We start from the raw sequence: 13,445 nt of genomic DNA, 5'->3' as shown, positions 1-13,445 counted from the left end.
GATGGGGAAAACCGACCACCTCGTTGAAGGTGTTTCACCTCGGTCCGGACACCGAATCGCCGCGACGGCCGCCGGGCCGGATCAGGGCTGGAACGCTTCTGCCTGTACGTGATGCATCACACGGCTCGTCACGCGGTACCGGCCGTTGGGTACGGAGTGGGCCTTGGTGACATGCACCGCGAGCGGCCCGGCCCATTCATAGCCCCGGCTTTCTCCATGTCGAACCAGGCTGTCGGCGAGCACCTGATCGACGCGACCGCCGTTCCGTTCGAGTTCCTCATGGGCGAAGTCCGCCAACTCGACGTCGTAGGCGTTGGGGACGACGACGCGGCACTTACTGCACACGACGGCGTTGTCGTCGCACTCCCTGCGCAGGGCGTCGACCAGTTCGACGGGTTCCTTTTCCTTGTGGCGGATCTGCGCGAGCAGCGACTCTCCGAAGCGCTCCAGAGCTCGTTCCAGGCCAGTGAGCGTGCTCATGCTCTACTTCGCCTCCTTCTCCGCGAAGTCGTCCGGATGCTTGCGACGATTTTCTTCGTTCGTGTCGTTGGGTTGCACTTCGTCTCCGGCGGGTTCCCGGGGAGGCGGGATCGACTCGTCTCCGGCAGGCCGCACTTCTCGGTGCCGGTTCAGGGCTTCGGGATGCCTGTTCAGGGCTGAGGCATCGGGAGGGCGTACACCTTGTCGAAGTGCTGGGCGATCAGCGGCCCGTCGCCGGCCCGGGAGAGCTGCCAGTCGTTGATGCCGGTGTCCTGACCATCCGTGAAGTTCCAGAGCAGCTCACCGTTTTGGGCATCGATCGCGTAGAACCCGTCCTTGTTGTGCGCGGCCGTGACGAACACCGTGCCGCCGCCCGCGACGAGGGCGTTCTCCAGGTCCAGCCGAGGGGTCTCGCGGAACCAGCGCCGGGAGCCGTCAGTGGCGTCGAACGCCTCGATGCCGTGCGGGTCCCTGGTGGTGCAGTACACCGTGCCGGCCGCGGCGGCGACGGAGGCGAATCCGCCCTTCCTCTCCTTCACCCGCCAGCGCAGCGAACCGGACTTGAGGTCCACGGCGATGAGCTCGCTGTCGACGGCGAAGACGGTTCCGTCGAGCACCACCGGGGCCGACCGTGCGTCCGAGTCGGAGTCCATGGGCTGGCGCCACAACACGTTCCCGCGGGTGGCGGTGCCACGCGCCGTGAGCCGGTGCAGTCCGTCCATGTAGATGAAGCGGCGGGATTCCATGACCGGTTTCAGGTCGAGGCCGATGTCCTCCTCGCTGATGGGGATGACATTGGCCAGGCGCGCCCGGAGATCCGTGTTGAGGACGACGTTCGTGGAGGTGGCCGACCCCTGCGACCCGTCCTTGCCGTCCTGGCGGCCGAACCGCAGACCGGCGATGGTGACCCGGTGGTCGTCGAACCCGCCGAGCAGCGTGTCGAACCGGAAGTCCGCTCCGAAGTCCAGCGAGAACCGCTCGGTGCCCGTGGCCGGGTCGACGCCGAGCACGGTCGCGCCCGTGCCGAGGGCGACGATGTCGTCGGAGACGAGGAGGGGAGGGGTGGGGGACTGGCTGATGCCCTGGTAGGTCCACCGGGGACGGGTGCCGTCGGCGAGGCCGAGGCAGAGTAACGCGCCTGACTGTGTCTTCAGCAGGGCCGTACCGTTGTAGAAGGCCGCCGGTGCCTCGACGAGCGGGTCGCTCTGGTACGTCCACAGTGGCTTCGGCGGCGGCCCGGCCGGCTTCGGGGCCGACCGGGTCCGCTCCTGCGACCTGCCGAGCAGCGCGGCGACGCCGGAACCCAGGGTGACGGTGCCGAGCGCGGCGGCCGTGAGGAACGTACGGCGGGAGGGCTGCGGCCGGCGCCGCCGCCGTGCGCGGTGGGTGACCGGCTCGGGCGGCTTCTCGCGCGTCGGCCTGGGCGTCGGGCTGGGCGTCGGCTCTTCGGGGAAGACGACGCGGTGGGGGCTCGGGCGCTCCGTGACGAGCTGCTGAACGGCCAGGCGCGGGTCGGTGCGGACGCCGCCGGCGACAGCGAGGCCGGTGGCGGCGGCGCGGGCGGGTTCCCGCTCGATGACGTCCGCCTTCGGCTCGAGCCCGAGTTCCAGGTCCATGAGGGCGGCAGCCTGCCGGCTGACCGAGGACGCCACGGCTTCCGGCAGCCAGCCGTCCCAGTCCAATGTGTCGGCGCCACCGGGTGCGCAGGCCGCCGACACCCGGTCCGGACTGGGCCGGGCCGTCGGGGACTTGTCGAGACAGAGCCCGATGATGGTGTCCAGTGGATCCGGCACGCCCGTCAGATCCGGCGAACCGTGCACCACCTGGTACAGCAGCGTGGCCGCCGACGAGCCGTCGAAGGGCGCGTTCCCGGTGGCGGCGAAGGCCAGGACCGAGCCGAGACAGAACACGTCCCCCTCCGGGCCCATCGGGTCACCCGTGGCGTGCTCGGGGCACATGTACCGCGGGGAGCCGAGCAGCACACCGGACAGGGTGAGTTCGTAGCCGTCGGTGGCGCGGACGATGCCGAAGTCGATGACCCGCGGGCCCTCGGCGGAGAGCAGCACATTGGACGGTTTGAGATCGCGGTGCACCAGCCCCGCGGAGTGCACGGCGATCAGCGCCTCGGCGAGTCCGGCCCCGAGGGCGAGCACCGACTTCGGCGGCAGCGGCCCGTACTCCTCGACCGCGTCGGCCAGCGTGGGACCGAGTATGAGCGCGGTGGCCAGCCACGGGACGGGGCCGTCCGGGTCGGCGTCCACGACTGTCGCCGTGTATCTGCCGCTCACCGCCCGCGCGGCGTCCACCTCGCGCCGGAAACGGATCCGGAAGTCCTTGCTCGCGGCCAGCTCGGGCCGTATGGCCTTGACGGCCACGGTCCGCTGCTGGTCGTCCCTGGCGAGGAAGACCTCCCCCATCCCCCCGGCGCCGAGCCGCGCGACAGGGCGATACGGCCCCAGGTGCTCCGGATCCGTGGGACGAAGTGGCTCCATGGCCCTCAGCTCGCCTGTTCCTCGTCGGATGGACTTGTGGGGAGACTAGGTGCTGGAGGGACAGTTGGGGTACGCAACCGAGCAACCTATGGCCATTACTTGACGTTTCAGGTAGATACCGTCTGGACGGTCTATCGGGTCGTCACGGTTAATCCGGCATGTCGTACTCCGCATACGCATACGCATACGCATGCAGATCGCTGCCCCGGTGGCGAGCGCGGCATGGCCGATGCCGTACCGCGGATCCTCGACGCACGCCGTCGCCTCTCAGCCCCGCCGACCCGTGAGCCGCACGCCCCCGACGCCGCCGCCCGTGAACAGTGCGCTGACCGCGCCGTAGAACCGCATCAGCCGCCCGGCGAGTGGCTCACCGTGCAGCCGTACCCGCTCCTGATATCCGTGCCGGAAGGTCTCGGCCCGATCGCGTACCCAGGGCAGCCACAGGTCGGTGGCGTCCGTCCATGTCACGTCCGTGAAGCCCGCCCGCGCGAGGTCCTCGCGGTAGTGGGCCTCGTCCGGGAGGTAGGGGCAGGCGACGAGACCGGCGAGATCGGTCTGCTCCTCGTCGGTGAGGGGGCGACGGGCGTAGAAGTCCTCGATGTAGAAAGTGCCGCCGGGGCGGAGGAGCTCTCGGCAGACGCCGAAGAGCTCGTCGCGTCGCGGAATGTGCAGGATCGCCAGGAGCGAGAGCAGGTGGTCGTACCGCTGCGACCAGCCCGCGCCGCCCAGGGTCAGGACGTCGGCCTGGATGGCCCGGACCCGCTCCGGCAGCCCGCACAGGGAGGTGAGTTCCTCGCTCAACTCGTGGAGCTCCGGCTGCAGTTCGACCGCCGTGAGGTGGCACTCGTACCGCTCGGCGAGATAGCGGGCCGGGCCGCCGAGCCCGGCGCCGATGTCCACGACCTCCGCGCCGGGGATGACGCCCAGTTGCGTCACGGCGTTGTCGAGGGCCTGGTGGCCGAGGTAGTGCAGCTGGTCGTACGGTTCGAGATCGGCCGGCGTGAGGGGACCGGGGCGGCTCAGCAGGGGGACCAGGGCGTTCCGGACGTGCTGGAGGTCGTACAGGGCCATGTCGTCGAAGCGGCTGTTGCGTTGTTTTTCCGTCACGTCGGCATTCTTCCCACGGAAATGGTCGCCCTTCGCGGCAACCTTCCCGGACCCGGCGACGACTGTGGATCGGAAGCTCCTGTCACCGGAGCCTCACACGAAACAAGTGTTCTCCCGAACCACGTAAGGACCTCATACCGTGGCGTCCCCGTCTCACCGCCGCCCGCCCCGCAAGCGGCACACCGTTGTCGTCTCCGCCGCCTTGGGAGCTGTCGCGCTCGTCGCCTCCCTGGTCATGGCTTTCCACTCCGACCGCGAGGCCGATGACGGGCATGGGGCGGCCACGCCCGTCGCCGGCGGCAAGGTGACCGTGTCACCCACGGCGTCGGCGCGGAAGAAGCCGTCCGCGGCGTCCCCGACCCCGTCCCGGACGGCTGGTGCGACCCCGACGGCCGCTGGGACCACCTCGGCGGCGCGGCCGTCGGCCACAAGCACTCCGCAGAAGACTTCCGCCGGGGCGCCGTTGGCGGGACGGATTCGGCCCGAGGTCACCTACCGAGGAGTCGCCACCGTCTACGACGCAGGGACCGGCGACGGCGCCTGTTCGTACGGTCCGAGCGACGACCTCATGATCGCGGCGATGAACCACACCGACTACGAGACGTCCAAGGCGTGCGGGGCGTACGTGCTCGTCCGTGCGGCGGGCGGAGCCTCCGTCACGGTCCGGATCACCAACGAATGCCCACTGCCCTGCGCACCCGGCCAACTCGACCTCAGCGCACAGGCCTTCGCCAAGCTCGCCGCCCCGTCGCGCGGCCGGATACCGATCACGTGGAGCCTGCTGAGCCCCGGTACGTCCGACACGGTCTCGATCCGGTACAAGACCGGGTCCAGCCGCTGGTGGTGCGGCATCCAGGTGCTGGACCACCGGAATCCGATGGCGCGGCTGGAGGTGCGCACCGGCAGTGGCTGGACCCGGCTGCCCCGTACCGAATACAACTACTTCCTCTCCGAACAGGGCAGCGGGTGTGGCGGCGGGATCAGGATCACCGACATCTACGGAGAACGACTGACACTCGACGGGATCGCACTGCGGCCGAACGTCGTACAGCGGACCGGTGTCCAGTTCGCCGCACACTGACGCGAGGTCAGCGCGCGGGCCCGGTGGTGGACCAGGTCCTCCGTGTCAAAATGGAGCCGTCCGTCCTGCTCCGTCGTTCTCCGCACTGATCCACCGAGGTTGTTTCCGTGCCCAAGCCCGTGGCCCGCGAGCCGTTGCGTCGCAATTCGCGGTCCAACCGGGCGCGCATCCTGGCCACGGCCCGCCTGGAGCTCGGGCGGAATCCCGACATCACCCTGGAGGAGCTGGCGCGGGCCGCCGGTGTCGTACGGCGCACCCTTTTCGGGCACTTCCCCGGACGCGCGGCGTTGCTGGAGGCTCTCGCCGAGGAGGCCTCCGACACCCTCCGGAGCGCGATGGAGGCCGGCGCGAAGCCCACGGAGCCGGAGCCGGAGCTGGCGCCGGAGTCCGCCGAGCGGGCGCTCGCGCACTTCGTGGTCGCCATGTGGCCCGTCGGCGACCGCTACCGGATGCTCCTGTCGCTGGCCCGGCGCGACCTGGGCGCGGAACGTGTGGCCGAGATCCTGGCGCCGGCCCGCGACGAGGTCACGGCCATCCTGGAGCGGGGGCAGCGGGACGGCGTCTTCCATACCCTTCTGCCGCCCGCCGCGCTCAGCGCCGGTCTGGAAGGGATGCTGCTCGCTCTGTTGGAGTCGGTCAACATCGGCGCCCTGGAGGACGACGGGACCCGGGCCGCCGTCGTCGCGCTCGTCGCGGCCGGTGTGCCGGAGGAGCGGGCGCGTGCCGTGGTCGGTGAGGTCGCGAGCGGTTCGTAAGGGCGGGCGTCCCGGTGGCGTTCCCGTTCCTGTTCCCGTTTCCGGGACGCGGTCTGCTTGCTCTCGTAGAACTGGGTCTTGGTCAGCTGGACGCGTACTCCCGGTCGCGGCCCGCTTCCGCTGCCGCTTCCGCTGCCGCCGTTTCCTCCGGCCGGTGCTTGCCGGCGTCCCCGCGGTGGGGCAGGACGGCGAGGACGATCAGTGTGCCGGCGGCCATGATGATCCCGCCGACGAGGCTGGTCTGGGCGACACCGTGAGCGAAGGCTTCGTGGACGGCGTCCACGACGGCCTGGGCCTGCTGGGGCCCCGCCGAGGGGGTCTTCGCGATCTGCTCGGCGACCGCGAGGCCGCCGCCCACCGAGTCCTTGGCCGTCTCCATGGCCGTGGCAGGCAGCCGGTTGCCGACCAGGTCGGTCAGTTCGTCGCGGTAGGCCGTGCCGAGGAGCGAGCCGAGTACCGCGATGCCGAGGGAGCCGCCGAGCTCCAGCGCGGTGTCGTTGGCACCGCCGCCGACCCCCAGCTCCGACTCGGGGAAGGAGGCCATGATGGTGTCCGTGGCCGGGGAGACGCTCAGACCGATCGCGAGGCCCAGCAGCATCATCGGCGCCAGGAAGTCGGCATACGTCGAACCCTTGTCGACCTGTACGAGCAGGAAGACGCCCACGGTGCCGATCGCCATGCCGGCCGTCACCATCGCCTTCATGCCCAGCTTCGGGGTCAGGCGCCCGGTCACCGCGGCGCCGACGAAGACGGCCCCGGCCAGCGGCAGCAGGCGTACGCCGGTCTCCAGCGCGTTGTAGCCGAGGACGAACTGCAGGAACTGGGTGGAGTAGTAGATCGCTCCGAACGTACCGAAGAAGAAGAACAGCACCGCGAGCATGGCGCCGCTGAAGGGGCGCAGCCTGAACTTGCGCACGTTCAGCATGGGGTGCGGGTGCCGCAGCTCCCAGGCCACGAAGGCCAGCAGGCCCACGCCCGCGACCACGGCGGCGGCGACCGGGCCGGCACCCCAGCCGAAGTGCGGGCCCTCGATGGTCGCGTAGACCAGGGAGCCTACGGAGACGATCGAGAGCAGCCCGCCGACGTAGTCGATCCGGCCCATGCCCTGCGCCTTCGACGGCGGCACCAGGGCCAGCGCGCCGACGACGGCGACGACCGCGATGGGGACGTTGATCAGGAAGGTGGAGCCCCAGGCGTGGTCCTCCAGGAGCCATCCGGCGACCAGGGGGCCGACGGCGATGGCGAGGCCGGAGGTGGCGGTCCAGGCCGTGATGGCACGGGCCCGCTCGCGCTTCGGGAAGATCGCGACCAGTAGGGACAGGGTGGCCGGCATGACGACGGCGGCTCCGACGCCCATGATCGCCCGGGCCGCTATGACCAGCTCGGTCCCATCGACCAGGCTGCCCATCACCGAACCGCCGGCGAAGATCACCAGGCCCGTGACCAGCGCGCCGCGACGGCTGTATTTGTCGCCGATCGAGCCCAGCACCAGCATCAGCGCGGCGTACGGGACGGTGTAGCCGTCGATGACCCACTGCAGGTCACTGCTGCTCAGGCCGAGGTCCGCGGTCATGTCCGGCGCGGCCACGATCAGGGACGTGTTCGCCATGACCACGATCAGCAGGCTCAGGCAGAGCACGAGCAGGGCCCACCAACGCCGTGAGTACGGACCGGTCATCTTCTCGACGGGGGTGGTGGCGAGGAAGGGCATCGGGGCTCCTAGGAGAAACGAGGGACGAGTTAATTGCCCATCGACGTGCAGACTAATTTATTGCCCACCAGTGTGCAAATATCCCGAAGCTCCGCCGCCAAGGTGATGTCGCGGACGCCGCCGACCGTCACCGCGAACCAGATGGCGCGTACGAACGTCGCTCTCGGCATCGAGGCTCAGGGGTTTTCGGCAGCGTGCGGCCCGGCGCCGCAGGCGCCCCAGGCGCAGCCGAGCGGCGTGGTGTCGCGCGCATGACCATGGCCGACGCGTCTCGTTCGCGATGCTGACCGTGCTGGAGACCCTGGGCCCCACCGAGCGGGCGGTGTGTCCGACGGTGGCGGTGTCGTCCCCGTGGCCAGGCGGCCGATCGAGGGCGCGGACCGGGTGGCCGCTCCTGAGTGCGTTCGCCAGGGCGTACGGCGGATTCGAGGTGAAGCCGATGTGGCTCATCGGGGCGCGGCCGTGCGGTTCGAGTTCGATGGCGGGCTGGACTCGGTTGCGGGCCTCGCGGTCGAGGACGGCCGGATCACCCGGACCGACGGATCAGGGTCGGACAGGACCTTGGCCCTGTCCTCAATGAGGACAGGGCCAAGCGACTGAGGGGCACAGCGGCACCGGACCGGGCGCCAGTGCGTCACTGGTGCCCCGTACGGGTCAGGGCTGAACGGGCTTGCCTCGTCCCCAACCCCAGGCGAGCCGGTCGGCGCCGGACTGGTTGGTGGTGGCCAGCCAGGGCCGGGCGGGGTCGCCGATCAGGGTCTGCAGCGAGTAGGTGTCGCCGGTGCGCAGGCCGGGCCAGTAGACGGACCCCATCTTGAGCTCGCGGAAGGTGTCGGTGACGGCCTGCATGAAGTTGATGAAGTTGTTGGAGGCAGCCGGCTTGTTGTAGTCGAAACCGGTGGTCATATGGGCGCCGAACTCGTCGGCGACGGTCCGGTTGGCGCAGTCACCGATGCGCTCCTTGAGGTCGGCCACCCACTGGTCGTAGGTGGCGTACTCCTTCCAGAACCCGTAGTGGTGCAGCGACAGGTAGGTGCCCTTCAGACGCGGGTCGGCGCAGACGGAGGTGACGTGGTCGTTGTAGCCGGCGCCGCTGACGAACACCCGGTTGCGCGGGACCGACGGGTAGGTGCCCAGCCACTTCGCGGCGATGTCGGCCCACTCGGTGTCGGTGTAGCCGTGGGGCTCGTTCATCGGCTCGAAGTAGACCCGCTCGTCGGCCTTGTACGCCTTGACCACGGTGTTCCACATGGGCCAGTAGGTGGCGGTGTCGTCGATGAAGCCGTCCTTGCGGACGCCCGTGCCCTCCCAGTAGGAGAGGATGACCTTGAAGCCCTTGTCCGACGCCGCGTCGATGACCCCGCGGTAGGACTTCCAGTAGGAGCCGTTGACGGTGTACGGGTTGATGGGCAGCCGGACGGTGTTGGCACCGAGGTTCGCACGGAACGCCGAGATCACCCGACTCGCCTTGGCATAGGTCTGGGCGTAACTGTCGGAGGTCGACAGACCGGACAGCACGACGGGGTCGTCGGCGAAGTTGTCGCGTGGGTCGGCCCAGTTCACGCCCTTGAACTGGGTCGTGTCTCTGCTGAGTCGGGTCGTGTCGTCGCTCGCGGCGGAGGCGGGGCTGCCGGCGATGGCTGTGCCGCTGGTCGCGGCTATCGCGATCGCCACGAGGGCGGCGCGCAGCCGGGGGGTGAGGCGGGTGCCGGCGGGGACTTTGCGCATCAGCTTGCCCTTTCACGGGAGGGAGACGGCGACTCAGCGCATGGCGGAGCCTGCGCGTGGCCGAGCGGCCGTCGGAACATGTGCCGGGCCGGAGGGATGCCCGGAAGCCGGGCAGTTGCGCGGTGGTGGCGGGGAGGGCACCACCGTCGACGTGTGGCCGCACGGCGGCGTCGACCTTGAGGTACTCAAGGAAGGCGTAAGGCGATGTTCATGGTGGCGTCGGCCCGGACGGCGGACGAGCTTGTGCCCTCGAACTGCCACATCGTTCCGCTCCTGCCTGCTCCACCAACCGCGATGTTTACGTAAACATCGCGCCGCCCGGAATCGTGGCACCCGCCACAGCGCCCGTCAAGGTTTCCCACGCGTAACACCGGTCGCGTCGGGGCGTCCGCCCGCGACAGCACTTCGCCCCGCCGCTGGATGCGCGGCGGGGCGAAGTGACGATGCCCTTTGGCCGGGGGAGTACGGCTCGGTGGCCGGGGGAGTACGGCCCGGTCCGTCGACCGATACCCGGGATCAGGAGGCGGTTTTCACCGCGAGGATCGGGCAGTTCACCCCCATCAGGATCTGCTGAGCCGCCGAACCCATGATCAGCTTGCCGACCGCGCTGCGCCGCCGCAGCCCGATCACCACGAGGGACACGTCCGGCAGTTCCGCCAGATCGACGATCTCCTCGGCGGCGTCGCGCCCGCCGAGCACCTGGCGTATCTCGAAGTCGACGCCCAGCGCAGCCAGATCCTCGCGCACATGGGCCAGATCGGGCTCCTGCGCGAACCGGGTGTCCATCAAGGCGTCGCCCCGGGAGGTGTTCACCACCAGCAGCTTCTCGTCGCGCAGCCGGGCCTCGTCGATTCCCGCGCGCAGTGCGGCCTCACCCTCGGGCGAGGGTACGTATCCGACCAGTACGGTCATGGTTGGTCTCCCTGTCAGGCGCTCTCAGGCACTTGGCTCAGGCCCTCTCAGGCACTTCGCTCACGCAGTGGACGTACGACGAACCGCCGGACGAGCGGCCACACCAGAACCAGCACGACCACGGTGTAGACGATGTAGGACACCGGTCCGCCCAGCAGTCCCGACAGCTCGCCGCCCGACAGTTGCAGGGAGCGTCGCCCCTGCAACTCGGCCCGCGGGCCGAGGATGACGCCGACGATCAACGGCAGCACGGGCAGTCCGAAGCGGCGCATGGCGAAGCCGAGGAGCCCCAGCGTCAGCAGCAGGAACAGGTCCAGCGGCTGGGCGTTGACGGCGTACGCACCCATCGACGCGAAGAACAGGATCCCCGCGTAGAGGTAGGGACGCGGAATCTGCAGCAGCTTGGCCCAGGCCGGCGCCAGCGGGAGGTTGAGCAGCAGGAGCAGCAGATTGCCGACGAACAGGCTGGCTATCAGCACCCATACGAGGCTCGCCTCGCGATCGAACAACAGCGGACCCGGCTGGATGCCGTACGACTGGAAGGCCGCCAGCATGACCGCGGCCGTCGCGTTCGTCGGCAGCCCGATCGCGAGCATCGGCACCAGCGTGCCGGCCGCCGACGCGTTGTTCGCCGCCTCCGGCCCGGCCACACCCTCGATGGCTCCCTTGCCGAACTCCTCGGGGTGCTTGGTCAGACGCTTCTCCGTCGCGTACGACAGGAACGTCGGTATCTCCGCACCACCGGCGGGGAGCGCGCCGAAGGGGAAGCCGAACGCGGTGCCCCGCAGCCATGGCTTCCACGACCGCTTCCAGTCCTTGCGGCCCATCCACGGACGGCCGACCGGGATCACCTCCGCGGGCTTGCGCCGCAGATGCGCGGCCACCCACAGCGCCTCGCCGACGGCGAAGATGCCGACCGCGACCACGACCACGTCGATGCCGTCGGCCAGTTGCGGGATGCCCAGGCTGAGCCGCTGCTGTCCGGACACCGAGTCGATGCCGACCAGACCGATCGTCAGGCCGAGCAGCAGCGAGACGAAGCCGCGGATGCGCGAGGAGCCCAGCACCGAGGTGACCGCGATGAAGGAGAGCAGCATGAGCGCGAAGTAGTCGGGCGCCCCCAGGCTCACCGCGAAGTCCACCACGAACGGCGTGACCAGGACGAGGAGCAGGGTGCCGATCGTGCCCGCCACGAAGGAACCGATGGCGGCGGTCGCGAGCGCCTGTGCGGCCCGGCCCGCCTTGGCCATCTTGTTGCCCTCGATGGCCGTGACGACCGAGGACGACTCACCGGGGGTGTTCAGCAGGATCGAGGTGGTCGAACCGCCGTACATGCCGCCGTAGAAGATGCCCGCGAACATGATGAACGCCTGCACCGGCTCCATGCCGTAGGTGACCGGAAGGAGCAGCGCGACCGTCATCGCCGGGCCGATGCCGGGCAGCACACCCACCGCGGTGCCGATGACGACGCCGATCAGCGCCAGCAGCAGGTTCATCGGGGCGACGACGTCCGCGAAGCCCTGGAGGAGATTGTTCAGGTTGTCCATCACAGGATCCCTTGCAGCACACCGGCCGGAAGGTTCACGCCGAGGCCGATCGCGAACGCGTAGAAGGTGACCAGGGACAGCGTCACGGCGATCAGCAGATTGCGGACGTAGTGCCGGTTGCCGAGGGCGAAGGCCGTTCCCCAGAAGAGCAGGGTGCCGCTGATCACCCAGCCGAGTCGCTCGATCAGCACGGCGTTCACCACGAACGCGCCGATCAGCAGCAGCACCGTGCGCCAGTCACTGCCCTGCGACAGGTCGACGTCCTCGCCGGCCTCCGGCTCACCGCGGCCGCCCCGGGCCACATCGACCGCGTACGCCACCGCGACCACCATGAGCAGCACACCCAGGATCATCGGCACCACGCGCGGCCCGACCGGGTCGGTGCCGCTGGTGATGTGCGGGATGCCGAGGGCATCCACGATCACGGCGGTGCCCAGCAGGGCGAGGAACGCGCACACTGCGTACTGCGCGCGGTCCCCGCCCTCCCCGGACGGACGCGTGTCCTCCGCGATCCGGTCGTTCACCTCGGAGCTCATGCCAGCCCGAGCTCGGACAGGAGGTCGGCGACGGACTTGTCCTGCTCGGTCAGGTACGTGCCGAACTCGTCACCGGTGACGAAGGCGTCGGTCCAGCCGTTCTTCTCCAGCTCGGCCTTCCACTCCTTGGAGTCGTGCATCTTGGTCAGGGCGTCGATCCAGACCTTCTTCTGGTCCTCGGTGATCCCGGGAGGGGCGACGATTCCGCGCCAGTTGGTGAAGACCAGGTCGATGCCGGAGTCCTTGAGCGTGGGGGCGTCCTTCAGCGCGTCGATCGGCTTCTCGCTGGTCACCGCGAGCACTCGCACCTGTCCCGCCTCGATCTGGTCGAGGAACTCACCGAAACCGCTGGCACCGAAGGCGATCTTGTTGCCCAGGATGGCGGGCAGCAGCTCGCCGCCACCGTCGTAGGAGACGTAGTTGACCTTCTTCGGCTCGATGCCGACGGCCTTCGCGAGCTGCATCGGGAGCAGATGGTCCGGACCGCCCGCCGTGGAGCCACCGCCGACCGCCAGTTTCTTGGGGTCCTTCTTCCACGCGGTGACGAGGTCGTCCATCGTCTTGTACGGGGAGTCCTTCGGTACGACGATCGCTCCGGCCTCCTCGATCAGTCTGGCGATCGGGGTGGTGTCGGTCAGCGTCGCCTTGGACTTCGAGGTGTACGAGGCACCGACGACGCCGAGGCCCATCTGCATGGCCATCTTGCCGTTGCCCTTCTCGTTCACCAGGCGCTGCAGGCCGACGACGCCGCTGGCCCCGGGCAGGTTGAACACCTGGGTTCCGGAGGCCACCTTGGTGTCCTGCATCACCTGGGTCACGGTCCGGGCGGTGAGGTCGTATCCGCTGCCCGGAGTGTTGGGGACCATCAGCCGGAGACCGGTCACGGGCTTCCCGCTCCCGCTTCCGCTTCCGGACTCCTCCTTGTCGGCGGTGGCGCCACAGGCGCTGACCGCGAGCATGGACACGGTGGCAAGAGCTCCGACAAGTGCGGCTCGTCGAGTTCTCATGGCTCATCTCTTTCCCTCGGGCGGGTCCGGCGCCATGATTGTGCGGTTCCTAGGACAGTCCGTCTCCGTTGTGTGAGCATTGAAGGTTG

The 13,445-nt window shown here is 69.4% G+C and carries 11 protein-coding genes; 2 read left to right on the top strand and 9 right to left on the bottom strand.

Annotated features, from left to right (window positions below; translation table 11 throughout):
- Positions 1–81: 81 nt before the first annotated feature.
- The 3 genes from FGD71_RS46950 to FGD71_RS46940 form a co-directional block, all read right to left on the bottom strand.
- Positions 82–480 carry a DUF3662 domain-containing protein gene (locus FGD71_RS46950; protein WP_119106762.1) on the bottom strand — a complete coding sequence of 133 codons (399 nt, stop codon included), beginning with the start codon at positions 478–480 and terminating at the stop codon, positions 82–84.
- 170 nt (positions 481–650) lie between these two features.
- Entirely contained in the window at positions 651–2,972 is a 2,322-nt protein-coding gene (locus FGD71_RS46945; protein WP_119106761.1) for a protein kinase domain-containing protein, read from the bottom strand.
- Between the two features lie 267 nt (positions 2,973–3,239).
- Positions 3,240–4,079 carry an SAM-dependent methyltransferase gene (locus FGD71_RS46940; RefSeq protein ID WP_119106760.1) on the bottom strand — a complete coding sequence of 280 codons (840 nt, stop codon included), beginning with the start codon at positions 4,077–4,079 and terminating at the stop codon, positions 3,240–3,242.
- Between the two features lie 139 nt (positions 4,080–4,218).
- On the opposite strand from FGD71_RS46940, the gene FGD71_RS46935 reads away from it, so the two are divergent.
- The gene (locus tag FGD71_RS46935; protein WP_119106759.1) at positions 4,219–5,160 is read left to right on the top strand and encodes an expansin EXLX1 family cellulose-binding protein; all 942 of its coding nucleotides are present in this window, start codon (positions 4,219–4,221) and stop codon (positions 5,158–5,160) included.
- Between the two features lie 107 nt (positions 5,161–5,267).
- Positions 5,268–5,915, top strand: a complete 648-nt coding sequence (locus FGD71_RS46930) for a TetR/AcrR family transcriptional regulator (RefSeq protein ID WP_119106758.1) — start codon at positions 5,268–5,270, stop codon at positions 5,913–5,915.
- 82 nt (positions 5,916–5,997) lie between these two features.
- On the opposite strand, the gene FGD71_RS46925 is transcribed toward FGD71_RS46930, so the two are convergent.
- From FGD71_RS46925 to FGD71_RS46895, 6 genes are all read right to left on the bottom strand, one after another.
- Entirely contained in the window at positions 5,998–7,626 is a 1,629-nt protein-coding gene (locus tag FGD71_RS46925) for an MFS transporter (RefSeq protein WP_119106757.1), read from the bottom strand.
- Positions 7,627–8,280: 654 nt separating this feature from the next.
- Positions 8,281–9,354, bottom strand: a complete 1,074-nt coding sequence (locus FGD71_RS46915; RefSeq protein WP_119106756.1) for a glycoside hydrolase family 5 protein — start codon at positions 9,352–9,354, stop codon at positions 8,281–8,283.
- Between the two features lie 516 nt (positions 9,355–9,870).
- A complete protein-coding gene (locus tag FGD71_RS46910) occupies positions 9,871–10,266 on the bottom strand; it encodes a universal stress protein (RefSeq protein ID WP_119106755.1) in 396 nt (131 codons plus the stop codon).
- A 47-nt stretch (positions 10,267–10,313) separates the two neighbouring features.
- A complete protein-coding gene (locus tag FGD71_RS46905; protein WP_119106754.1) occupies positions 10,314–11,813 on the bottom strand; it encodes a tripartite tricarboxylate transporter permease in 1,500 nt (499 codons plus the stop codon).
- Positions 11,813–12,349: a tripartite tricarboxylate transporter TctB family protein gene (locus FGD71_RS46900; protein WP_119106753.1), complete on the bottom strand. Its 537-nt coding sequence runs from the start codon at positions 12,347–12,349 to the stop codon at positions 11,813–11,815. Before FGD71_RS46900 ends, FGD71_RS46905 begins: the two co-directional genes overlap by 1 nt.
- A complete protein-coding gene (locus tag FGD71_RS46895; RefSeq protein WP_119106752.1) occupies positions 12,346–13,356 on the bottom strand; it encodes a Bug family tripartite tricarboxylate transporter substrate binding protein in 1,011 nt (336 codons plus the stop codon). The genes FGD71_RS46900 and FGD71_RS46895 overlap by 4 nt, the downstream gene beginning before the upstream one ends.
- Between the last annotated feature and the right edge of the window lie 89 nt (positions 13,357–13,445).

The organism is Streptomyces sporangiiformans (assembly GCF_005768555.2).
Classification (GTDB): Bacteria; Actinomycetota; Actinomycetes; order Streptomycetales; family Streptomycetaceae; genus Streptomyces; species Streptomyces sporangiiformans.
This window is presented reverse-complemented; position numbering and strand designations above follow the sequence as displayed.